Below are 22,790 nucleotides of genomic sequence, written 5' to 3' on the forward strand. Positions count from 1 at the left end.
GTCCCCTGGCTCCTACATAAAGCGGCCTGGTGGATAGGCTGCCGTCTCGTCAGATCGCCACCAGCCCGCGCACCCCATCGGCTTCCATGGCCTCGCCACGACCTTGCTGGATAATTTCGCCGCGGCTCATCACCAGGTACTGGTCGGCCAGCTCGGCGGCGAAGTCGTAGAACTGCTCGACTAGCAGAATCGCCATGTCGCCACGGGCAGCGAGCTTCTTGATCACGGCGCCGATTTCCTTGATGACCGAAGGCTGGATGCCTTCGGTAGGCTCATCGAGGATTAACAGGCGCGGCTTGCTCGCCAGCGCGCGGCCGATGGCCAGTTGTTGCTGCTGACCGCCCGACAGGTCGCCGCCGCGGCGATGCTTCATTTCCTTGAGTACCGGGAACAGTTCATAGATGAAGTCAGGCACTTCCTTGGCTTCCTTCGCGCCGAAGCGTGAAAGCCCCATCAGCAGATTCTCCTCGACGGTGAGCCGGCCGAAAATCTCACGCCCCTGGGGCACATAGGCGATGCCAGCGTGCACGCGCTGGTGCGGCTTGAAGCCGGTGATCGGCTTGCCTTCCCAATTTACCGCGCCTTCCTTTGCTGGGATCAATCCCATCAGGCATTTGAGCAGCGTAGTCTTGCCGACGCCGTTACGCCCGAGCAGGCAGGTGACTTCGCCGATTTTGGCATCGAACGACAGGCCGCGGAGGATGTGGCTGCCGCCGTAGTACTGATGCAGTTGCTGGACTTGGAGCATTTTCAGGCACTCGATCTTTTGGAATGGTGGGCCGTGTTCGCGAGCAAGCTCGCTCCTACAGATTCAGAGGCGCCTTGTAGGAGCGAGCTTGCTCGCGAAGCGGGGTTAACGTCCGAGATACACCTCGATCACCCGCTCATCGTTCTGCACAGTCTCGAGCGACCCCTCGGCCAACACCTGGCCCTGATGCAGCACGGTGACGTGGTCGGCGATGGTGTCGACGAAGCCCATGTCGTGCTCGACCACCATCAGCGAGTGCTTGCGCGCCAGGCTTTTGAACAGCTCGGCAGTGAACTCGGTTTCGGCGTCGGTCATGCCGGCGACGGGTTCGTCGAGCAGCAGCAGTTGCGGGTCCTGCATGAGCAGCATGCCGATCTCAAGGAACTGCTTCTGGCCGTGCGACAGCAGTCCGGCCGGGCGATTGCGCGAGGTCTCCAGTCTGATAGTCGTCAGCACTTCGCCAATGCGGTCCCGCTGCTGGCCGTTGAGCTTCGCTTTCAGGCTGGCCCACACCGATTTGTCGGTCTTCTGCGCCAGTTCGAGGTTCTCGAACACGGAAAGCGCCTCGAACACCGTGGGCTTCTGGAACTTGCGACCGATGCCGGACTGGGCGATTTCGACTTCGCTCATGCGCGTCAGGTCGAGGGTGTCGCCGAAGAATGCCGTGCCGCTGTCCGGGCGGGTCTTGCCGGTGATGACGTCCATCATGGTGGTCTTGCCGGCGCCGTTAGGGCCGATGATGCAACGCAGTTCGCCGACGCCGATGTAAAGGCTGAGGTTGGTCAGCGCCTTGAAACCGTCGAAGCTGACGTTAATGTCTTCGAGGCTGAGGATCGTCCCGTGGCGGGCATCCAGGCCGGCGCCTTTCACCCGGCCGAGGCCGATGGCGTCACGACCGCTGCCGTTGATATCGGACGGGTCGACCGGGTCGATGAGTTCAGGTACGGGTACGGTTCTCATTGTTCGCCCCTCCGGCGCAGCAATCCGATGACGCCTTTCGGCAGGTACAGGGTGACGATGATGAACAGCGCGCCGAGGGCGAACAGCCAGTACTCGGGGAAGGCCACGGTGAACCAGCTCTTCATGCCGTTGACGATGCCGGCGCCGAGCAGCGGTCCGATCAGCGTGCCGCGACCGCCCAAGGCGACCCAGACAGCGGCCTCGATGGACTGCGTCGGCGCCATTTCGCTGGGATTGATGATGCCCACCTGCGGCACATAGAGCGCTCCAGCCAGGCCGCAGAGCACCGCAGACAGCGTCCAGATGAACAGCTTGTAGCCGCGAGGATCGTAGCCGCAGAACATCAGGCGGTTTTCCGCATCGCGCAGCGCCGTCAGCACCCGGCCGAACTTGCTGCGTGCTAGCTGCCAGCCGAGCAACAGGCTGCCGACGAGCAAGGCGGCTGTGGCGAAAAACAACGTGGCGCGGGTGGCCGGGGCCGAGATCGAGAAACCGAGAATGGTCTTGAAGTCGGTGAAGCCGTTGTTGCCGCCGAAGCCGGTTTCGTTACGGAAGAACAACAGCATTCCGGCAAAGGTCAGCGCTTGGGTCATGATCGAGAAATACACGCCCTTGATTCGCGAACGGAAGGCGAAGAAGCCGAACGCGAACGCCAGCAGCCCTGGCGCCAGCACCACCAGGCACATCGACCAGAGGAAGCTGGAGGTGCCGTACCAGTACCAGGGCAGCTCGGTCCAGGCGAGGAAGCTCATGAACGCGGGCAGGCCGTCGCCGGCGCTTTCACGCATCAGGTACATGCCCATCGCATAGCCGCCAAGGGCGAAGAACAGACCGTGACCGAGCGACAACAGGCCCGCATAGCCCCAGACCAAGTCCAGCGCCAGGGCGACGATGGCGTAGCAGAGGATTTTGCCCACCAGCGTCAGGGTGTAGGCCGAGACATGGAAGGCGTTGTCGGCCGGCAGCAGGTGCAGCATCGGCATGGCCAGCAGTATGGCGAGCACAAGGCCCAAGGCGACGGCGGTGAGTTTTGGGCCGGCTTTCTGCGCGGCCGTGAGAGTGAGTGGTTGATTCATACGAGGCCGTCCTGCCGAGGGTTGATGGCGATTCCTGCGCTTGCGGTCTTTTGTAGGAGCGAGCTTGCTCGCGAACAGAAGGTAAATATCGATGGAGCGGTGGGGTGCGATTCGCGAGCAAGCTCGCTCCTACGGATGAAGACGGTCTGGCGGGGGGACGTTATCAATCGATCACCCTCCCTTTCAGCGCGAACAGGCCCTGCGGACGCTTCTGGATGAACAAAATGATCAGCGCGAGGATGAGGATCTTGCCCAGCACGGCGCCGATCTGCGGCTCGAGAATCTTGTTGGCGATACCCAATCCGAAGGCGGCGAAGATGCTGCCGGCGAGTTGACCCACGCCGCCGAGAACCACGACAAGGAAGGAGTCGATGATGTAGCCCTGGCCGAGATCAGGGCCGACGTTGCCGATCTGCGACAGCGCCACGCCACCCAGTCCGGCGATGCCGGAGCCCAGCCCGAAGGCCATCATGTCGATGCGCCCGGTGGGCACGCCGCAGCAGGCGGCCATGTTGCGGTTCTGCGTCACGGCGCGCACGTTCAGGCCGAGGCGAGTCTTGTTCAGCAACAGCCAGGTCAAGAGCACCACGAACAGCGCAAAGCCGATGATGACCATGCGGTTGTACGGAAGCACCAGGTTCGGCAGCACCTGCAACCCGCCGGACAGCCAGCCGGGGTTGGCGACTTCCACGTTTTGCGCACCGAACAGCACGCGAACCAGCTGAATCAGAATCAGGCTGATGCCCCAGGTGGCCAGCAGGGTTTCCAGTGGGCGGCCATAGAGGTGGCGGATTACGGTGCGTTCCAGCGCCATGCCGATAGCCGCGGTAACGAAGAAGGCCACCGGCAACGCCACCAGCGGGTAGAACGCCAGGGCGTCGGGCGCGAGTCGAGCCATCAGCACCTGCACCATGTAAGTGGTGTAGGCGCCGAGCATCAGCATTTCGCCGTGGGCCATGTTGATCACGCCGAGCAGGCCAAAGGTAATGGCGAGGCCCAGCGCAGCAAGCAAGAGGATCGAACCCAGCGACAAACCGCTGAAGGCCTGGCCGAGCAGTTCGCCGATCAGCAGCTTGCGTTTGACCTGCGCGAGGCTGGTCTCCGCTGCTTTGCGCACGCCGGGGTCGGTTTCGGCTTCATCGGCCAGAAGGTTTTCCAGGCGAACCCGAGCCAGCGGCGCGCCGGTTTCGCCGAGCAGGCGGACGGCAGCCAGGCGTACGGCGGGGTCTGTAGCGCTGAGCTGCAGATTGGCCAGGGTCAGGGTGAGAGCTTCGCGCACGGCCGGATCGTCTTCGGCTTCGAGGCGCTGCTGCAGGAGCGGTAGCTGTTCCGGCTGGCCGCTGCGCTGTAGGCGCTTGGCAGCGCTGAGGCGTTGCGAGAGATCGTCGGAAAACAGCTTGTGGCTGGCGAGTGCGGTGTTGAGCAAGCCGCGCAAACGGTTGTTCAGGCGCAGCTTCTTCGGCGTGCCGACGGGTTCGGCGTCGCCTTCGAGGGCGCGGAAATCACCGTTCTCCTCGATAAAGGGCGTTTTGTTCTTATCGATCACCACGCGGCTGGCACGCAGCGCTTCGATCAGCGGCAATCGCTCGGGAACCGGCGCAATGGCCCAGTCTTCAAGCAGCTTGGCCTGTTTGGCCGGGCTCGCCTTGGCGTAGTCGGCTGCGTCTCCGGCATGGGCTGCCCAGGGCAACCCGAGCAGAAGCAGCAAAAACAATCTATGAAGGGCAGCGTTCATCTTTGCATTTCCCAGGGCGCTGCGTGCTCTCTTGGCGGAGCTGGCGGCTGTCGTAGGTGTGTTGTAGGGTGGGCTTCAGCCCACCGATGACGTTACTGGTGGGCTGAAGCCCACCCTACGGACTGTGCGACATCTACTGGTGGGCTGAAGCGGAGCGCCGCCCGGCCCACCCTACAAAAGCCGTATGGCATTGCTATCACGCCGATCAGTTTTGTAGGGTGGGCTTCAGCCCACCGATCCACCGTGCTGGTGGGCTGAAGCCCACCCTACGGTTTCAGTAGCCTTAGTTCGACTTCACCGCGTAATCCGGCTTCTTGTCGTTGCCAGGGATGTACGGACTCCACGGCTGCGCGCGGACCGGGCTTTCGGTTTCCCAGACCACCGAGAACTGACCGTCATCCTGAACTTCGCCGATCATTACCGGCTTGTGCAGGTGATGGTTCTTCTCGTCCATGGTCAGGGTGTAGCCGCTCGGTGCTTCGAAGGTCTGGCCGGCCAGTGCGTCGCGCACCTTGCTGACGTCGGTGGTGCCGGCTTTCTCGACCGCCTGGGCCCACATGTGGATGCCCACATAGGTGGCTTCCATCGGGTCGTTGGTCACCGCTTTGTCGGCGCCCGGTAGGCCTTTTTCCTTGGCGTAGGCCTTCCATTTGCTCACGAACGCTTCGTTGACCGGGTTTTCCACCGACTGGAAGTAGTTCCAGGCGGCCAGATGGCCGACCAACGGCTTGGTGTCGATGCCGCGCAGTTCTTCTTCGCCGACCGAGAAGGCCACGACCGGGACGTCAGTGGCTTCCAGGCCCTGGTTGGCCAGTTCCTTGTAGAACGGTACGTTGGAGTCGCCGTTGATGGTCGATACCACAGCGGTTTTTCCGCCTGCGGAGAACTTCTTGATGTTGGCGACGATGGTCTGGTAATCGCTGTGACCGAAGGGGGTATAGACCTCTTCGATGCTGGATTCCGGAACGTCCTTGCTGATCAGGAATGCACGCAGAATCTTGTTGGTGGTGCGCGGGTAGACGTAATCAGTGCCGAGCAGGAAGAAGCGCTCGGCGGCGCCGCCGTCTTCGCTCATCAGGTACTCGACGGCTGGGATGGCCTGCTGGTTCGGTGCTGCGCCGGTGTAATAAACGTTGGGCGACAGCTCTTCGCCTTCGTACTGGACGGGGTAGAACAGCAGGCCGTCGAGCTCTTCATAGACCGGCAGCACGGATTTGCGCGAAACCGAGGTCCAGCAGCCGAAGGTCACCGCGACCTTGTCCTGGGTCAGCAGCTGACGGCCCTTTTCCGCAAACAACGGCCAGTTGGACGCAGGATCGACCACCACCGGCTCGAGCTGCTTGCCGAGCACGCCACCCTTGGCGTTGATCTCGTCGATGGTCATCAGTGCCATGTCTTTCAGCGACGTTTCCGAAATCGCCATGGTGCCGGACAGCGAATGCAGGATGCCGACCTTGATGGTTTCGGCAGCCTGCACGGTGAACGGGAACAGACCGCTGAGCATCAGGGCACTGGCGGCGAGGGTGGACTTCAGTAGGGGACGGCGTTTCATTGTGGGCGGCTCCTTGGCTGTCCATGCGCAACTGTGGGTTGGTCCTTTGGGACATGGAGCGCTATCGCAGCATCCGTGCCAATTCACCTTTAAGCCCTCTGTTACGGTGCTTTGCGGCCAATTCTGGAGGCGCGGCTTATCGGGGCGTGGACGTGGCGTTGTCCGATAACGGTGCGCCTGGCGACGTCATGGCGCACGCCATGCGCTTTTGTGGTGCTGAGCGGCCCCAGCGGTGAACAGGTCGGTTTTGCTGCCTATCCAATCGCTCGATCACTCTGGCCCTTGCTGGCCGGCAACGCCCGTCCTAGCATGGCCGGCCTGCTATCGAAGGCTCTGCCATGCCTCGCATTTCTCATCCCCGTCCACCGCGCCCCGCTAATGGCCGCATGCAGCCCCGTCGTGTGGCCAAGGCGCCGCCTGCCGAGCCGCGTCTGCTGCTGTTGAACAAGCCCTTCGACGTGCTCACCCAGTTCAACGATGCCGATGGCCGCGCTACGCTCAAGGACTTCGTGCCGGTGCCGGGCGTATACCCGGCCGGTCGTCTGGACCGCGACAGCGAGGGCCTATTGCTGCTGACCAACGATGGGCAACTGCAAGCGCGCATCGCCGATCCCAAGCACAAGCTGGCGAAGACCTACTGGGTGCAGGTGGAAGGTGAGATCACGGCCGAGCAGCTGCAGCGTCTGCGCGATGGCGTCGAGCTCAACGATGGCATGACGCTGCCGGCCGAAGCCCGCTTGCTCGACGAACCGGCGCTGTGGCCGCGCAACCCGCCGGTGCGATTCCGCAAGAGCGTGCCGACCAGTTGGCTAGAGCTGGTGATTCGGGAGGGGCGCAACCGTCAGGTACGGCGGATGACCGCGGCGGTCGGGCTGCCGACGTTACGGTTGGTGCGGGTCAGGATCGGACCCTGGACGCTGGACGGACTGCAGCCAGGCGAATGGCGGGATGTGCCGGCGCATTTGTGAGGCGCCGGCCGCTTCACTGGATCAGTGCGGAATGCCCTGCGAGACTTCGATGATGTAGCCAATGATCGGCTTGGCAAGAAACGCGAACAGGCACAGACCGAGGCCCAGAAACAGAATGGTGGTGCCGAGACGTCCAGCCTTCGACTTCTTGGCAAGATCCCAGATGATAAAGGCCATGAACACCATCAGGCTGCCGACCAGGACGATCATCATCCACTTTTCGAATACTTCGGGTTCCATTGAACGCTCCGCGTGCAAGTCTGGTTTAACGACAACAGCTATGACAACGGGCGAGCGTTTATGGGTGAGCGAGGCTCGTTTTATGACGCGCGGGGCATAGCAAAGCGGCGGCGAGTATACGCCAACCGCAGCCTGGTGATGCCTGGCAGCGGCAATGGGCCTCAGGTGCGCAGGTGCTCCAGGGGCAACTCGGTGCTGGACGAGACCTGACGCAGAACGAAGCTCGACCGCACGCTGGAGACGCCCTCGATACGGGTCAGGGTGCCGAGCAGGAAGGCTTGATAGTGCTCCATGTCCGGCACCACGACCTTGAGCTGGTAATCCGCGTCCATGCCGGTGACCAGACTGCATTCGAGCACTTCGGGGCATTTGCCGATCACCCCTTCGAAATGTTCGAAGCGTTCCGGCGTGTGGCGGTCCATGCCGATCAGCACGTAGGCGGTCAGGGTCAGGCCGAGTTTCTTGCGATCCAGCAGGGCGACCTGGCGGGCGATGTAGCCGTCGTCCTCAAGCTGTTTGACCCGTCGCGAGCAGGGCGAGGGCGATAACCCGATGCGTTCGGCCAGTTCCTGATTGGAGATGCGAGCGTCGTGTTGCAGTTCGTGCAGGATGCGAAGATCGTAGCGATCTAGTTTGCTCATTTTGGATACCTTGCGTCGTTTGGTTGCGAAGAACTATGCCTCGGTGCGCATGGATTGCGCAATTGGTGCGCATTTGAGCAATCTTCGCAAACATCTGTCGTCAGGCGGGGCGTAAGCTTTATTCAACTTCAGCCCCCCGGCAGAATTGACGCGGTATTTATCCCGCCGCGCCAACCGCCGACCTTATCGAGGTCATCGGTCCGGGCCAGCATCGCTCACAAGGCGCTGCCGAAGAATCCGCCACAAGCGGCAGCGCATTCAGAGCAGTATTGAAAAAAGACCACGTCTCGCCACGTGGTCTTTTTTTATGCGTTGCCGGCTGGTGTCCGATGTGGTCTCACCACTTCAAGCGGGTCGGCATGTACCAGTACCTCGGCACGCGGGTAACGCTTGTGAATTGCCGCCTCGACTTCATCACACAGGGCATGAGCCTTGATCAACGGCAGCTCGCCGGGCAGTTCCAGATGCAGCTGCACGAACCAGCGGGTGCCCGAGACGCGGGTACGTAAATCATGGCAGCCGACCACGCCCGGCACATCGCAGGCCAGCTGGTGCATGTGCTCGCTGATTTCCGGTGGCAACTCGGTATCCATCAGCACCGCACCGGCTTCGCGAACGATGCTCAGCGCGCTCCAGAAGATATACACCGCAATAACGATGCCGAAGACCGCGTCCAGGCGATCCCAGCCGTAGCCGGCAAGTATTAGTGCGACGAGAATGCTGGTGTTAAGCAGCAGGTCGGAGCGGTAATGCAGCGAGTCGGCGCGGATCGCTGTGGATCCGGTTTCGCGCACCACATGGCGCTGATACATCAGCAGCGCCACGGTCAGGGCCAGCGACAGCAGCATGACCGCAATGCCCAGCGCCGGTGCGCCCAGCGGCTGGGGATGCAGCATACGGTCGACGCCCTGGACGCAGACCAGGATTGCACTGACCGAGATGAAAGCGCCCTGGCCGAGGCCGGCCAAGGCTTCAGCCTTGCCGTGACCGTAGCGATGATCCTCATCGGCGGGGCGCAGCGAGTAATGCACCGCCAGCAGGTTGAGCAGCGAAGCCGCGCCGTCCAGCAGCGAATCGGTGAGACCGGCCAGTAGGCTGACCGAACCGCTGAGCCACCAAGCCAGGGCCTTGCTGACCGCCAGCGTCAGAGCGACAGCCAGCGCGAGCCGCGTAGCGCGACGCATCAGCCGCGCATGTTCGGGGCTGACGCCCTTGCGCCGCTCGCTCGTCTTCTGCATCAGGCGGCCGGGCGCAATCCGAACGCGGCGAGTTGCTCGATGCTGCCGTCGTGCTGGATCAGACGCGGATCATCCAGCGGCAGGCTACGGCCGGTTTCTGTTTCGATGATGGCCTTGAGCTTGGCCTGATCGATCACGCCGTCGGCACCGATGGCTTCCTGAAGCTTTTCCGGGGCCATGGAATATTCATCGTCGGGTAGATAGATGGCGCCAGTGGCGAAGTCGATGCCGAAGGCGATCAAACCGGGGATTACATAAAACAGCAGGCCCACGGCATTGGCTACCGCGATGGCTGGATCGATTTTGCCGTCGATCTGGCCGCGGCGATCGGGATAGAACAGCGTGCCGCAGGCAGTCAATTGGGTGAACAGGGAGACGGCCAGCACGCCGCCGATGACACGGGAACGAGTACGCATAAGGACCTCCGGAAAAAGTGGCGCAACTATACAAGGGCTGCATGATGTTTTCTCGACATCAGACAGCTAGGCCGGGCGCTCTGTTCGGCCTTGCCAGATAACGCCGGTATAGGTGCCGCTCGGCCGTACCCAGGGCCGTTATAATCGCCGCCCTGAAAGCGGAGTCTCCATGATCGCCCTGCCTATCGACCAAGCCCTGCCAGCCCTGCGCCAAGCGCTGAGCGAACGTGACGAAGCGGTGCTTGAAGCACCACCCGGCGCCGGCAAGACCACCCGCGTTCCGCTGGTGCTGCTGGGTGAGCCGTGGTTGGACAGGCAAGTCATTCTGATGCTCGAGCCTCGGCGTCTGGCTGCGCGCGCAGCGGCCGAGCGCCTGGCTAGCGAGTTGGGTGAAAAGGTCGGCGAAACCGTCGGCTATCGCATCCGCCTCGACAGCAAGATCGGGCCGAACACTCGTATCGAGGTGGTCACCGAAGGCATTCTGGCGCGCCGCCTGCAGGATGATCCGGCCCTCGAAGGCGTGGGGCTGGTGATCTTCGATGAATTTCACGAGCGCAGTCTGGATGCCGATCTGGCCCTGGCGCTGACGCTCAACGCGCGCATGCTGTTGCGCGATGAACCGCTCAAACTCCTATTGATGTCCGCCACCCTCGAAGGCGAGCGGCTGTCCAGTCTGCTCGATGATGCGCCTGTGGTGCGCAGCGAAGGGCGCATGTATCCCGTCGTCCAACGTTGGGGGCGGCCGTTCCAGCCAGGCGAGCGCATCGAGCCGAGAGTGGTGCAAACGGTCCTGCAGGCGCTGGATGAAGAAACCGGCAGCGTGCTGGTCTTCCTGCCCGGCCAGGCCGAAATCCGCCGCGTGAACGACGCGCTGGCCGAGCAACTGGCGGATCGAAGCGAGGTAATGCTGTGCCCCTTGCATGGCGAACTGGAGCTGGCCGCCCAGCGTGCGGCTATCGAACCGGCGCCTGTCGGCAAGCGCAAGGTTGTGCTGGCGACCAACATCGCCGAAACCAGCCTGACCATAGAAGGCGTGCGGGTGGTGGTCGATGCCGGATTGGCGCGCGTGCCGCGTTTTGATCCCGGCAGCGGTATGACCCGCCTGGAAACTCGACGCATCTCCCGGGCTTCGGCGACACAGCGTGCCGGCCGTGCCGGACGCCTGGAACCGGGTGCGTGCTACCGGCTGTGGTCGGAGGATCAGCATGCGCAGCTGGCCGCCTATGGCGAAGCGGAGATTCTGCAGGCCGATCTGGCCGGGGTGGCGCTGCAGCTGGCGCGTTGGGGCGTCGAGCCGGATGAACTTGCCTGGCTGGATGCGCCGCCGGCTGCCGCTTATGCGCAGGCGCAGGACCTGCTTCAGCGCCTGGGCGCGCTCAGCCGTAACGCTCGCGGCAGTTGGCAATTGACTGCCCACGGCCAGGCCATGGCCGAGCTGCCGGCGCATCCGCGCATCGCCCACATGCTGTTGCGCGGACAGGCGCTGGGTCTCGCACAGCTGGCGGCCGACCTCTCCGCATTGCTGGTCGAGCGTGACATCCAGCGCGGCGGCCAGCGTGGCGGCGGTACGGACATCTCTACGCGTCTCGGGCTGCTCGACGGCAGCGCGGGACGGCATGCCGGTGCGCAGCGGGTGCGCCAGCTCGCCCGGCAGTTTCGTGGCCTGCTACGTGGCGCATCGGGGGCGGCGCCGGCTGATCCCACCGATCATCGCTGGCACGGCGCTCTGCTCGCGTTCGCCTATCCCGACCGGATCGCCCGGCAGCGCCGTGAGGGCAGCGGCGAATATCGCCTGGCCAACGGTCGGGCAGCGGTCTTCGGCGAACCGGATGCGCTGATGAAGGAGCCCTGGCTGGTGATTGCCGAGCTGGGCAGCCGTCAGGGCCAGCGTGAGGAGCGCATCTACCGCGCCGCGGCGTTGGATCCGAAATTGTTCGACGAGGTGCTGGCCGAGCAGGTCAGCCAACGCGACGAGCTGGAATGGGACGAGCGCGAGGGCGTGCTGCGTGCCGAGCGGCAGCGGCGGGTCGGCGAATTGGTGCTCAGCCGTGAGCCCTTGCCTGGGCTGGATGACGAAGCGCGAGGCCGCGCCCTGCTCGGACTGGTCCGCCGCAAGGGCCTGGAGCTGCTGCCGTGGACGCCGGAACTGCGCCAGTGGCAGGCGCGCATTGCCCTGCTCCGACAGATCGATCTGGATACCAGCGGCGCCAGCGAGTGGCCCGACGTCAGCGACGCCGCGCTGCTGGCGCGGCTGGAGGATTGGCTGCTGCCGTACCTGGGCAAGGTTTCACGGCTGGCTCACTTCGCTCAGTTGGACCTGCGAAGCATGCTCGCCACCCTGTTGTCCTGGCCGTTGTCGCAGCGTCTCGACGAGCTGGCGCCGGTCGCCATCGCCGTGCCTTCCGGTTCGCGGGTGCGGCTCGATTACAGCGAGTCGCCACCGGTGCTGGCGGTGCGGCTACAAGAGCTGTTCGGGCTGGGCGACACGCCGCGCATCGCCGGTGGCCGACAGGCGGTCAAGCTGCACCTGTTGTCGCCGGCGCGCCGACCAGTGCAGGTGACTCAGGATCTGGCCAGCTTCTGGGCCAATACCTACAGCGACGTGAAAAAAGACCTCAAGGGTCGCTACCCCAAGCATTATTGGCCGGACGATCCGCTGGTCGCCGAGCCTACCGCGCGAGCCAAGCCGCGCGGGACGTAAAAAAAGAATTTTGAAGCTAGAAGCGAAAAGCTTGCCGCTTCCCAGCGGTCATTCATGCTTACCTGCTTCCCGCTGCATCATTCCGGCAGACTCAGGTCTTCGCCAGCCGCGGCCATTTCGGCGTAGGCGCGATCCAGCGCGTCGATGACGGCCTGGCTGTCGGTCAACCGACGCGACACGATGAAGCGAATCGGCATCTTGTGGATCTCCACGTGCGGTAGCGCCTGCATACCGAGGCGCTGCAGCGCCTGGTTCACCGGAATCTGGTAGTCGAGCAGATAGTCGGCGCGTCGGTGCCGCAGCATCTCCAGCGCGGAGGCATGGCTGCTGGTGCGGTGCAGGCGAATATCCAGCTGCGGGTCGTGCAGCATCTGGTTCACGGCGGGCCAGTAGTTATAGCCATTGATGACGATGACGCCACGCTTGGCGAGGCTTTTCGGCACTTGGGGCGGTGGAGTGTCGGGCCGGTGATAAAGATTGAGGCTGATCTGCGCGAGCGTTTCCTGACCCACGAGCGTGTCGGCAGCGAGCTCAGGTTTGCCCGGCGCACCCGGCCAGAGATCGATGGAGCCATCCTTCAACGCCGCATACAGGCGCGCACTCGGCAGCGCGCGGAACCGCGCCCGATAACCGGACTGGGTAAACACACGGTGGACGAGGTTAACCAGCGGCCCCTGCGGTCGGCCTTGCGCATCGCTGTAGATGGCCGGCGGAAAATCGTAATAACCGACGGTTAGGGTTCGCGGGGTTCCAGGCGCGGATGCCGCGAAGCAAGGCCCCGACAGAAAGATTGCGAACAATATGCAGAGTAAAGGCTTCAAGGTAATTCGCTGCCCCTTGTGGTTTGCGCCAACCAAGCATGGTTGGCAGGTGCTGTGCTGTCTAGTGGCCTGTTTGGCTAGTCCCGTTAGTCAATTCCGCTGCACACCGGGCCGGGTGATTGCCAGCAGGCGGGGCGGGGCATTGCCAGGCTGACTATGCTGGAGTATGAGGGCACCCAGCTCTAGCGCCCTGTTCAGCCCCGGATGGAGTGGTTTATGTATCGCAAGGTATTCGCCAGCAAGGTGTTCGATCGCAAGGTCGTACTGATCACAGGCGGCTGCGCGGGAATCGGCCGCGCTCTGGCCGAGCGGATGGCCCAGGCTGGCGCGCGGCTGGTGATCTTCGATCTCGATCAGAACGCACTCGATGGCTTGGTACAGCATCTGGCCGACCACCACAACGCCGACGCACTGGGACTGCGCTGCGATGTATCAGACGTGATCGCCGTTCAGCAGGCGGTGGCGCTGATGGTCGAGCGCTTCGGCGGTATCGACGTGCTGGTCAACAATGCGGGCATCACACACCGCAGCCGTGTCGCCGACACCCATTTGGGAGTATTCGAGCGGATCATGGCGGTCAACTTCTACGGCGCCTTGCATTGCACCCAGGCCGCACTACCAAGCCTGCTGGCGCGTCGTGGGCAAATCATCGTGCTCAGCTCGCTTTCGCAATACGCACCGGTACCTGATCGCGGCGCTTACAACGCCAGCAAACATGCACTGCATGGCCTGTTCGAAACGCTGCGTAGCGAGCTGACGGATACGGGCGTTAACGTGATGCTGGTTTGTCCGGGCTACACCGCCACCGATCTGCGCAAGAACGTGCTGGTCGGCGACGGCTCTACTGCGCCGCAGCCGGCGCTGACCATGGGCCGTGTGGCGGCGCCGCAGGATGTTGCCGAGGCCATCTATCAGGGCGCGCTGAAGAGGCGCCGGTTGCTGGTGTTATCCAACATTGATTGGCGCGCACGGCTAGTGGCGCGCTGGTTTCCGCGACTGTTCGAACACCTGCTGCTGCCACGTCTGGCCAGTTCGAGGAGCTCACAAGGCGCCAGTTAACTCGTCGATGCGTCGCCGTACAGCTGCTGGACAAGTTCCATATCCCAATACGCCGCTTCGATCTTGTGACCGTCGAGGTCGCGCAGGAAGCAGCCGTAATAGGGCGCACCGTATTCCTCTCTCGGTCCAGGGGCGCCTTCGTCGGTTGCGCCTGCGGCCATCGCGGCACGATGGAATGCATCGACGGATGCCTTGTCCGGGGCGAAGAAGCCGATATGCGTACCGTTGCCGACATTGGCTGGCTGGCCGTCGATAGGCGTTTGCACCCAGAATTCCGGATATTCGCGGCCCCAGGCTACCGCGCCTGGGTGGGCCAGGATGCGTTTGCAGCCAAGCGCGGCGAGGGCTTGATCGTAGAAGGCGCAGGCCTGCTCGAAGCGGTTGCTGCCGAGGGAGACGTGGGAAAGGATGCTGGGATTCTGTTCGGCCATGGCGGAGTCCTCCGGAGATGGACAGCCAAGCCTAGCTCGGTGGGTCGCCGCTTGCCGCCTGGCCGCTAGTTTTTTTCCTCAAGGCGGACGGCCGGCTCGCTGCACAGCATGAAGCAGCGGAACAGGACCACCGTCGCCAGCAGCTGGACCAGCCCGACGGCGCTATCGACCAGCACGGCAAGCAATCCGGGCGGAGTCTCGCCGGCCCAGAAATGTGCGGCAAGCCAGGCTTCGAGAATCCATAGCGGCAGCAGCACGGCGAGGATGCAGCCGAGCAGCAGCAGAAAATGCCCGCGAGTCTGCAGGAAACTCTCTTTCAGCGCGGCCAGCGGGCTCAAGCCGCGCAGCACCAGGAGATACTCGGCAAAGGCGATCTTGACCATGATCCAGAGCCCAGGCAGCACGAACAGCGAAGCGCCAAGCATGATCAGCAGCGTGCCCAGCCCGGCCAGCACCGCCAAGGACGGCCAGAGCGGCAGCGCACGAGCCAGCACCTCCCGCAGTGGCGGCGCATGGCCGCGGCTACGGGCGTCGAGAAACAGAATCAACGCGCCGATGTACAGCGGATAGAACACCATGCCGACCAGCAGCTCCTGCGCCGGCAACGCACCCTTGCCGAACCAGTGCTCGACAATAAGCCTGGTGCAACTCTCCAGCGCAATCAGCGGCAGGCAGAGGCGTGCGATGGAAGCCAGATTGCGGGAATAGAAGAACCAGGCGTCGCGGAGGATCGATAGGACATTCATTGCAGTCGAAACAATCTCGGAAAATCAAGGCGCGCACTTTAGCAGGTCGTCGATAGCAACTGCGCTGGGCTATGCCGCGTCTCAAGATGCTCTCTATAGGAATGTGAGTCGTGCTCTTTTTCCATAAGCGCACGTGATCGTGACTCGGTCAGATGCAGGGCGGACACACAGCCATTTTGCCCATAGGCTGCAACTGCAGGGTACCGACGACAGCAACGATTTTGCCGTCCATACTGGCCGACCTCCCAATCGTTCAGGCCGCTGCGTGAAAAAGATCGCCTTGTTTGCCGATGTGCAGAACCTCTATTACACGGTGCGCCAGGCCCACGGCTGCCATTTCAACTATTCCGCCCTGTGGGCTGAGGTCAGCGATCGCGGCGAGATCGTCGAGGCCTATGCCTATGCCATCGACCGCGGCGACGCCAAACAGCAGCAATTCCAGCAGATCCTGCGCAACCTCGGCTTCACCGTGAAATTGAAGCCCTATATCCAGCGCAGCGATGGCTCGGCCAAGGGCGACTGGGATGTCGGCATCACCATTGATGTACTGGACGCCGTCGGGCGCGTCGACGAAGTGGTGCTGGCCTCCGGCGATGGTGACTTCGACCTGCTGCTCGATCGCGTGCGCGCCGGTGGTGCGGAAGCCACGGCTTACGGCGCGCCGGGCCTGACAGCAAATTCACTGATCCGCGCCGCGACGCGTTATGTGCCGATCGAGGGCAGGTTGCTGTTGAAGTCATAAATGCCGAGAAAAGCGCTGGAGGCTGGAAAGGCTGGACGCGAAGAGCGGTTCTCAACGTGAAGCGTGAAGCCTTCGTTCGCTTCCGCGCCGGAGCAGCTCCCTCTCCCCTGCGCCATGTTCCGGTCAAAACACGTTGCGTAGTCGGGGAGAGGGTTGGGGTGAGGGGAAACAGCTTTGAGCCTCCAGCCGCTAACCTTTTTCCGAGTAAACTGCCCACCTCGTTTTTATCGTCCGGTTCTTGCCATGACCTTCGCCTCCCTGGGCCTGATCGATCCGCTGCTGCGTACCCTCGAATCACTCGATTACACCAAGCCGACGCCGGTTCAGACCAAGGCGATCCCGGCCGTGCTCAAGGGCCGCGATCTGATGGCCGCCGCGCAGACCGGTACTGGCAAGACTGCCGGGTTCGCCTTGCCGCTGTTGCAGCGCCTGACCCAGCAAGGCGCGCAGGTCACCAGCAATTCGGTCCGCGCACTGGTGCTGGTGCCGACCCGTGAACTGGCCGAGCAGGTGCACGAAAGCTTCCGCACATACGGGCAGAACCTGCCGCTGCGCACTTACGCTGTGTATGGCGGCGTCAGCATCAATCCGCAGATGATGGCCCTGCGCAAGGGCATCGACGTGCTGGTGGCGACCCCGGGGCGGTTGCTGGACCTGTATCGGCAGAACGCGGTGAAGTTCAACCAGGTCCAAGCGCTGGTGCTGGACGAAGCCGACCGCATGCTCGACCTCGGCTTCTCGGAAGAGTTGGACGCGCTGTTCAGCGCGCTGCCGAAAAAGCGCCAGACCCTGCTGTTTTCAGCGACCTTTTCCGATGCGATCCGACAGATGGCTGGCGAGTTGCTGCGCGACCCGCTGTCCATCGAAGTCAGCCCGCGCAACGCTGCCGCCAAGACGGTCAAGCAGTGGCTGGTGCCGGTGGACAAGAAGCGCAAGTCCGAGCTGTTCCTGCATCTTCTGGCGGAAAAGCGCTGGGGCCAAGTACTGGTGTTCGTCAAGACGCGCAAGGGTGTCGATCAGCTCGTGGATGAGTTGCAGGCGCAGGGGATTTCCAGCGATGCGATCCATGGCGACAAGCCGCAGGCTTCGCGATTGCGCGCACTGGAACGCTTCAAAGCCGGTGAGGTGCAGGTACTGGTCGCAACCGACGTGGCGGCGCGTGGGCTGGATATTCACGATCTGCCGCAAGTAGTTAACTTCGACCTGCCTATCGTCGCTGAAGACTACATACACCGGATTGGCCGCACCGGCCGTGCCGGTGCTACAGGTGAAGCGGTGTCGCTGGTCGCCGCCGACGAAGTCGATCAGCTCGCGGCAATCGAGACGCTGATTCAACAGGTCTTACCGCGGCACGACGAACCGGGCTTCGTCCCCGACCACCGGGTGCCGGCCACCCAGCCCGGCGGGCTGATCATCAAGAAGCCGAAGAAACCGAAAAAGCCCAAGGAAGCCGCTGGCAAAGGCCGTGTCCATTTAGGCAACTGGTTTGACGAAAGCGAGAAGCCCAACGCCAAACCGATCCGCAAGGTGCCGAGCCTGGGCGGGGCGAAGCCCGCGAAGAAGCGCTAGTAAATTCGGGCAGGTTGAATGGCGATGCCAGCCGTGTCATGGGTTCCGACGCGGAGCCAGGGCGGCGATCAATCGGTAGGCCCCCCGGTCGCGCTCTGCTTCAATCCACCCATAAGTCCTGCTCCGATAGCTCTTCTTGACGGTGGGCTGAAGCGGAACGCCGCCCGACCCACCCTACGAGCCGAGTATTTGTGGGACGATGCACCGAGGTCAGGGTTCGAGGTGATGAGATATGGGAAGCAAGACGATTGCGGTGATCCTGTTATCCGGCTCGTTCTTCTGCACCGGTGCACAGGCATCCATGAGATGTGGCATCGGCCTGGTTCAGCTGGATGATACGAGCGAGCAGGTCGAGGCCAAGTGCGGCCCCGCCGACGATCAAACCTCCGAGGGGCCAGTGCTGCGAAGCGACGGCGTTCCTCAGTGGGGCGCCGTCAAGGTTGATCGCTGGGTATATGGGCCGAGAAATGGCGCGTACTACCATCTGCGCTTTATCGACGAGCGACTGGTTGAAATCCGGATGGAACGGGAGAGGTAGACCGTGGAAATGGCGCAGCGGGGTGACGTTGGATAACGTATTTGTGGTGGGTTAAAACCCACCCTACGGGGTGAGTTCTGCGGCGTTTGCGCTGGTCTACCCGCGTGCGCGCAGCCAACGCAATATCCCCTCGGCCGCCGCACGTCCGCTGGCGAAGCAGGCGGTGAGCAGATAGCCGCCAGTGGGGGCTTCCCAATTCATCATTTCGCCAGCGCAGAACATGCCCGGGAGCTGGCGCAGCATCAGATTTTCGTCCAGCGCTCCGAACTGTACGCCGCCCGCGCTGCTGATGGCTTCATCCAATGGGCGCGGGCGCAGCAGCGTGATTGGCAACGCTTTTATTGCGTTCGCCAGGCGTTGCGGGTCGTCGAAGGCGTCCGCTGGCGCCAGTTGGCGCAACAGGGCGGCCTTGGCGCCATCCAGGCGCAGCTGGCGGTGCAGGTGCTTGGCCATGGAATGCGAGCCGCGCGGTTTGGCCAGGGCGGTGGCGATCTGTTGCTGCGAGCGATCCGGCAGCAGGTCGAGCAGGATGCTGGCCGAGCCTTGCTGGTTTATGCGCTCGCGGATTTGCGCCGAGAGTGCGTAGACCAGGCTGCCTTCGATGCCCTTTGCGGTGAGAACGAATTCGCCCTTGCGCGGGGTTTCGCCGAGCAGCGCGAGAGTGACGGTCTTCAGCGGGGCGCCAGCGAAGCGTTCGACCAGATGTGCACTCCAGCCGGCCACCTCGAAACCACAGTTGGCTGGCTGCAGCGGTGCGATGGCGATGCCGCGAGCCTGCAGCAGCGGCACCCAGGCGCCGTCGGAACCCAGCCGCGCCCAGCTGCCGCCGCCCAGGGCGAGCAGCGTGGCATCCGGGGCGAGCAGGCTTTCGCCATTGGGACCGGCGATACGCAGCCGTCCGTCTTCGCTCCAGCCCAGCCAGCGCTGGCGAGTATGGATATGCACGCTGTTTTCGCGCAGGCGCTTGAGCCAGGCGCGTAGCAGCGGCGCAGCCTTCATATCGGTGGGGAAGACGCGGCCGGAGCTGCCGACGAAGGTGTCGAAACCCAGGCCGTGTATCCAGTCGCGCAACGCGTTGGGGCCGAAGGCTTCGAGCAACGGGCGCAGCTCGCCGGCCCGTTCGCGGTAGCGGCCGATGAACGCGGTGAAATCCTCGGCATGGGTGATGTTCATGCCGCCGACGCCGGCCAGCAGGAACTTGCGGCCCACCGAGGGCATGGCGTCGTACAGGTCCACCGCCACGCCGGCCTGGCTCAGCACCTCGGCCGCCATCAGGCCGGCGGGGCCGCCGCCAATGATGGCGATGCGGGAGGAAGGGGCTGGCGGTGTCATGGCAGTGGCCTGGCGAACGTCACGGGACGGGCATTGTAGCGGCTGTTCAGCCCAGCCCGTAGCGCTGCCATGCCTCGGCCGCGCTGAAATGCAGCTGTGCATGGCGTCGGGCGAGCAAGGCGCGGTCCTTGTCGTAGCCGCCGCCGATCACGCCGACCACCGGAATGCCACGACCCAGGCAATGCTCGATCACCGCACTGTCGCGCATCGCCAGACCTTCGTCGCTGAGGTTGAGCAGACCCAGCGCATCGTCACGGTGTACGTCGACGCCCGCGTCATAGAGCACCAGATCCGGCTGATACAGCGGCAGCAGGTAATTGAGCGTGTCGTCGACTACCTTTAGATAGTCGGCGTCGCCGAGTCCGGCAGCCAGACCGACGTCCCAATCGCTTCGCGCCTTGCGTGTTGGGAAGTTCTTCTCGCAGTGCAGTGAAACCGTTACGGCGTCGGCGATATTTTCGAGAATCCGCGCGGTGCCGTCGCCCTGATGCACGTCGCAATCGAAGATCAGCACGCGACCGACACGGCCGCTTTCGAGCAGCGACAACGCGATCACCGCCAAATCATTGAAGATGCAAAAACCCGAAGCATGATCGTAATGGGCATGGTGGGTGCCGCCGGCCAGATGACAGGCCAGCCCGTGTTTCAACGCGAGTTCCGCAGCCAGCAGCGAGCCGCCCACCGCACGGACGGTGCGCTGCGCCAATTGCGGACTCCAGGGCAGGCCCAGGCGACGCAGCTCCTCGCGGCTCATGTCGCCGCTGCAGTAGCGTTCGACGTACGCCCGATCATGGGCCAGCGCGAGAACATCAATCGGACAAAGTTCAGGGCGCAACAGCGCTTCGTCTGTTGTCAAACCGCTATCGACAAGGTGATCGCGCAGCAGCCGAAACTTCTCCATGGGGAAGCGATGCCCTGGCGGCAGCGGTGGGCTGTAGTCGTCGTGAAACACCAACGGTAAAGACATTGATCGGCGCCCGAATGGTCAGCCGCAAGTATGCCGATTCGGCAGCAAACCCCTCAAGGACACAGCATGGAAGAACCGATGGAGCGCATTGAACTGGAAACGCCACGCCTGCGATTACGTGGCTGGCGAGATGCTGATCTCGATTCATTGGCGCAAATGTGCGGCGATCCGCTGGTGATGCGTTATTTTCCGGCGCCGCTTTCACGCGACGAAAGTGCGGCAACGATGGCGCGCTGCCGTATACATTTCGCTCGCCACGGCTTCGGTTACTGGGCGCTGGAGCGCAAGGATGACGGGCGCTTCGTCGGTATGACGGGGTTGGCCTGGAGCCGCCTGCAATTGGCCTTTTGCCCGGCAGTGGAAATCGGCTGGCGGCTCGCTCATGAGTATTGGGGGCAGGGTCTGGCGCGCGAAGCGGCCGGGGCGGCGCTGGCCTGCGCATTCGAGCGGCTACGGCTTCCTGAAGTGGTTGCGTATACCGCTGGGCTCAACGAACCGTCCTGTCAGTTGATGTGCGCGCTCGGCATGCAAAAGGACCCGCTAGGCGACTTCGAGCATCCAGCACTTGCAGAGGGGCATCCGTTGCGCCCCCACGTGTTGTATCGATTACAGCGCGACAATTGGATAGATACGCGACGATAAGCGCAATTGCTGGAGCGCATCCGGAGGAATCCGTAACATTGCCGGCTTGCCCCGTGCCCGTATAAAGGAAGAACCCATGACCGACACACTCGATACCCTGGTGAACCTGCTGTCGCTGGAACGCATCGAGGAAAACCTGTTTCGCGGCGCTAGCCAGGATCTGGGTTTTCCGCAGCTGTTCGGCGGCCAGGTAGTCGGTCAGGCGCTGTCTGCCGCCAGTCAGACGGTCGCGCCGGAACGGCATGTGCATTCGATGCACGGGTATTTTCTGCGTCCCGGCGATTCACATCTGCCGGTGGTCTACGACGTCGACCGGGTTCGTGACGGCGGCAGTTTCACCACCCGCCGCGTGAGTGCCATTCAGAAAGGCCAGACCATCTTTACGTGCAGTGCCTCGTTCCAGGCGGACGAGACGGGTTTCGAGCATCAGTTGCAGATGCCTGAGGTAGTCGGTCCGGAGAACCTGCTCAGCGAGTGGGAACTGATGCACAAGTTGGCGCCGCTGGTGCCCGAGCGAGTCGCCGAAAAACTGCGTCGGCCCAAGCCTATTGAAATCCGCCCAGTGACGCTGCAGGACCCAACCAACCCCCAGCCGATCGAGCCGATCCGTCACGTCTGGTTCCGTGCCGATGGCTCGCTGCCGGAGAATCCGGCGCTGCACAAGTATCTGATGGCCTATGCCTCGGACTTCAGCTTCATCGGCACCGCGCTGCAGCCCCACGGCGTCAGTTCGTGGAGCAAGTTTATCCAGCTGGCGAGCCTCGACCATGCGCTCTGGTTCCACCGCGAAGTCCGCGCCGACGACTGGCTGCTGTATTCGATGGACAGCCCATGGGCCGGCAACGCCCGCGGATTCGCCCGTGGCAGCATCTTCAACCGCGCCGGCCAATTGGTTGCTTCGGTGGCTCAGGAAGGGCTGATTCGCGTGCGTGAGGACTGGAAGTGAATTTTGCTCAGGCGCGGCATTGGGTGTTCGATATGGACGGCACCCTGACCATCGCCGTGCATGACTTTCCGGCGATCAAGCGGGCGCTGGACATTCCCGAAGACGACGACATCCTTCATCACCTCGCCGCACTGCCGGCTGACGAAGCGGCAGGCAAGCGCGCTTGGCTGCTGGAACACGAACGGGAATTGGCCTACGCCGCCACGCCTGCACCGGGCGCGCTCGAACTACTACATGCGCTACGTGATCGTGGCTGCCGCCTCGGTGTGCTGACGCGCAATGCTCACGAGCTGGCCTTAGTGACTTTGCAGGCGGTGGGCATGGGCGACTGCTTTGCGTCCGAAGACATCCTCGGCCGTGACGAGGCACCGCCCAAACCCGATCCGGGCGGTTTGTTGCATCTCGCCGAAAAATGGTCGGTGCCGCCGCGCGAACTGGTGATGGTGGGTGACTACCGCTTCGATCTCGAATGTGCGAAGGCGGCTGGCGCTCGTGGCGTGTTGGTCAACGTCCCGGAAAATCCTTGGCCCGAGCTGACCGATTTGCATGCCCGTGATTGTGCGGAGCTGCTTCGAAAGATGGGAATCTAGAACAGGGCGAGTATCGGCGTAGTCAGTAGGCCCTGGCTTACGGCGATCCTGCAGGGGGCTGCGTTCGCGAGCAAGCTCGCTCCTACGAAAGAGGATGGTTGTTGTCCTGTAGGAGCGAGCTTGCTCGCGATT

General features: G+C 63.1%; 23 protein-coding genes. 9 read left to right on the top strand and 14 right to left on the bottom strand.

Annotated elements, in window-relative coordinates; translation table 11 throughout:
- Positions 1–49: 49 nt before the first annotated feature.
- The 5 genes from urtE to urtA form a co-directional block, all read right to left on the bottom strand.
- Complete coding sequence (urtE, locus tag D7241_RS14245; RefSeq protein ID WP_255977419.1) at positions 50–748, bottom strand: urea ABC transporter ATP-binding subunit UrtE; 699 nt, start codon at positions 746–748, stop codon at positions 50–52.
- A gap of 105 nt (positions 749–853) precedes the next feature.
- A complete protein-coding gene (gene urtD / locus D7241_RS14250; protein ID WP_408102057.1) occupies positions 854–1,708 on the bottom strand; it encodes an urea ABC transporter ATP-binding protein UrtD in 855 nt (284 codons plus the stop codon).
- On the bottom strand, positions 1,705–2,784 hold the full coding sequence (urtC, locus tag D7241_RS14255; protein WP_408102058.1) for an urea ABC transporter permease subunit UrtC: 1,080 nt from the start codon (positions 2,782–2,784) through the stop codon (positions 1,705–1,707). The genes urtD and urtC overlap by 4 nt, the downstream gene beginning before the upstream one ends.
- 163 nt (positions 2,785–2,947) lie before the next feature.
- Complete coding sequence (gene urtB / locus D7241_RS14260) at positions 2,948–4,519, bottom strand: urea ABC transporter permease subunit UrtB (RefSeq protein ID WP_408102059.1); 1,572 nt, start codon at positions 4,517–4,519, stop codon at positions 2,948–2,950.
- Between the two features lie 283 nt (positions 4,520–4,802).
- Complete coding sequence (urtA, locus tag D7241_RS14265; protein ID WP_408102060.1) at positions 4,803–6,071, bottom strand: urea ABC transporter substrate-binding protein; 1,269 nt, start codon at positions 6,069–6,071, stop codon at positions 4,803–4,805.
- A 338-nt stretch (positions 6,072–6,409) separates the two neighbouring features.
- Between urtA and D7241_RS14270 the strand changes: the two genes are divergently transcribed.
- Positions 6,410–7,039 (top strand): pseudouridine synthase, encoded by a 630-nt coding sequence (locus D7241_RS14270; RefSeq protein WP_408102061.1) that lies wholly within the window; start codon positions 6,410–6,412, stop codon positions 7,037–7,039.
- Between the two features lie 21 nt (positions 7,040–7,060).
- On the opposite strand, the gene D7241_RS14275 is transcribed toward D7241_RS14270, so the two are convergent.
- The 4 genes from D7241_RS14275 to D7241_RS14290 all read right to left on the bottom strand — a co-directional run bounded on the left by D7241_RS14275 (position 7,061) and on the right by D7241_RS14290 (position 9,574).
- Positions 7,061–7,279 carry a DUF2788 domain-containing protein gene (locus D7241_RS14275; protein WP_255977409.1) on the bottom strand — a complete coding sequence of 73 codons (219 nt, stop codon included), beginning with the start codon at positions 7,277–7,279 and terminating at the stop codon, positions 7,061–7,063.
- A 161-nt stretch (positions 7,280–7,440) separates the two neighbouring features.
- Positions 7,441–7,920: an Lrp/AsnC family transcriptional regulator gene (locus tag D7241_RS14280; protein WP_255977407.1), complete on the bottom strand. Its 480-nt coding sequence runs from the start codon at positions 7,918–7,920 to the stop codon at positions 7,441–7,443.
- Positions 7,921–8,225: 305 nt separating this feature from the next.
- Positions 8,226–9,158, bottom strand: coding sequence for a cation diffusion facilitator family transporter (locus tag D7241_RS14285; RefSeq protein ID WP_255977405.1), 933 nt, complete (start codon positions 9,156–9,158; stop codon positions 8,226–8,228).
- Complete coding sequence (locus D7241_RS14290; RefSeq protein WP_408102062.1) at positions 9,158–9,574, bottom strand: polyribonucleotide nucleotidyltransferase; 417 nt, start codon at positions 9,572–9,574, stop codon at positions 9,158–9,160. Before D7241_RS14290 ends, D7241_RS14285 begins: the two co-directional genes overlap by 1 nt.
- Positions 9,575–9,743: 169 nt before the next feature.
- On the opposite strand from D7241_RS14290, the gene hrpB reads away from it, so the two are divergent.
- Positions 9,744–12,275 carry an ATP-dependent helicase HrpB gene (gene hrpB, locus D7241_RS14295; RefSeq protein WP_408102063.1) on the top strand — a complete coding sequence of 844 codons (2,532 nt, stop codon included), beginning with the start codon at positions 9,744–9,746 and terminating at the stop codon, positions 12,273–12,275.
- A gap of 77 nt (positions 12,276–12,352) precedes the next feature.
- Here hrpB and D7241_RS14300 read toward each other — a convergent pair whose 3' ends face one another.
- Positions 12,353–13,096 carry a substrate-binding periplasmic protein gene (locus D7241_RS14300; protein WP_408102064.1) on the bottom strand — a complete coding sequence of 248 codons (744 nt, stop codon included), beginning with the start codon at positions 13,094–13,096 and terminating at the stop codon, positions 12,353–12,355.
- A 216-nt stretch (positions 13,097–13,312) separates the two neighbouring features.
- Here D7241_RS14300 and D7241_RS14305 point away from each other — a divergent pair, with 216 nt between their 5' ends.
- Positions 13,313–14,155 carry an SDR family oxidoreductase gene (locus D7241_RS14305; RefSeq protein WP_408102065.1) on the top strand — a complete coding sequence of 281 codons (843 nt, stop codon included), beginning with the start codon at positions 13,313–13,315 and terminating at the stop codon, positions 14,153–14,155.
- Here the strand turns inward: D7241_RS14305 and D7241_RS14310 are convergent.
- Complete coding sequence (locus D7241_RS14310) at positions 14,152–14,586, bottom strand: VOC family protein (RefSeq protein ID WP_408102066.1); 435 nt, start codon at positions 14,584–14,586, stop codon at positions 14,152–14,154. The two genes, D7241_RS14305 and D7241_RS14310, sit on opposite strands and share 4 nt — an antisense overlap.
- A 65-nt stretch (positions 14,587–14,651) precedes the next feature.
- A complete protein-coding gene (locus D7241_RS14315) occupies positions 14,652–15,332 on the bottom strand; it encodes a YciC family protein (RefSeq protein ID WP_408102067.1) in 681 nt (226 codons plus the stop codon).
- A gap of 265 nt (positions 15,333–15,597) precedes the next feature.
- Between D7241_RS14315 and D7241_RS14320 the strand changes: the two genes are divergently transcribed.
- The 3 genes from D7241_RS14320 (at position 15,598) to D7241_RS14330 (ending at position 18,181) form a co-directional block, all read left to right on the top strand.
- Positions 15,598–16,074 carry an NYN domain-containing protein gene (locus tag D7241_RS14320; RefSeq protein ID WP_408102335.1) on the top strand — a complete coding sequence of 159 codons (477 nt, stop codon included), beginning with the start codon at positions 15,598–15,600 and terminating at the stop codon, positions 16,072–16,074.
- Positions 16,075–16,317: 243 nt separating this feature from the next.
- On the top strand, positions 16,318–17,643 hold the full coding sequence (locus D7241_RS14325; RefSeq protein ID WP_408102068.1) for a DEAD/DEAH box helicase: 1,326 nt from the start codon (positions 16,318–16,320) through the stop codon (positions 17,641–17,643).
- A gap of 232 nt (positions 17,644–17,875) precedes the next feature.
- The gene (locus D7241_RS14330) at positions 17,876–18,181 is read left to right on the top strand and encodes a DUF2845 domain-containing protein (protein WP_408102069.1); all 306 of its coding nucleotides are present in this window, start codon (positions 17,876–17,878) and stop codon (positions 18,179–18,181) included.
- Positions 18,182–18,277: 96 nt separating this feature from the next.
- Here the strand turns inward: D7241_RS14330 and D7241_RS14335 are convergent, their stop codons facing one another.
- Positions 18,278–19,513 (bottom strand): TIGR03862 family flavoprotein, encoded by a 1,236-nt coding sequence (locus D7241_RS14335; RefSeq protein ID WP_408102070.1) that lies wholly within the window; start codon positions 19,511–19,513, stop codon positions 18,278–18,280.
- Between the two features lie 46 nt (positions 19,514–19,559).
- Positions 19,560–20,480 carry a histone deacetylase gene (locus D7241_RS14340; protein WP_408102071.1) on the bottom strand — a complete coding sequence of 307 codons (921 nt, stop codon included), beginning with the start codon at positions 20,478–20,480 and terminating at the stop codon, positions 19,560–19,562.
- Between the two features lie 78 nt (positions 20,481–20,558).
- Between D7241_RS14340 and D7241_RS14345 the strand changes: the two genes are divergently transcribed.
- From D7241_RS14345 to D7241_RS14355, 3 genes are all read left to right on the top strand, one after another.
- Positions 20,559–21,122 (top strand): GNAT family N-acetyltransferase, encoded by a 564-nt coding sequence (locus D7241_RS14345; protein WP_408102336.1) that lies wholly within the window; start codon positions 20,559–20,561, stop codon positions 21,120–21,122.
- 76 nt (positions 21,123–21,198) lie between these two features.
- On the top strand, positions 21,199–22,068 hold the full coding sequence (gene tesB, locus D7241_RS14350) for an acyl-CoA thioesterase II (RefSeq protein WP_255977311.1): 870 nt from the start codon (positions 21,199–21,201) through the stop codon (positions 22,066–22,068).
- The gene (locus D7241_RS14355) at positions 22,065–22,658 is read left to right on the top strand and encodes an HAD family hydrolase (RefSeq protein ID WP_408102072.1); all 594 of its coding nucleotides are present in this window, start codon (positions 22,065–22,067) and stop codon (positions 22,656–22,658) included. The genes tesB and D7241_RS14355 overlap by 4 nt, the downstream gene beginning before the upstream one ends.
- Positions 22,659–22,790: the final 132 nt, after the last annotated feature.

The organism is Stutzerimonas sp. VN223-3, assembly GCF_045999685.1.
Classification (GTDB): Bacteria; Pseudomonadota; Gammaproteobacteria; order Pseudomonadales; family Pseudomonadaceae; genus Stutzerimonas; species Stutzerimonas stutzeri_AR.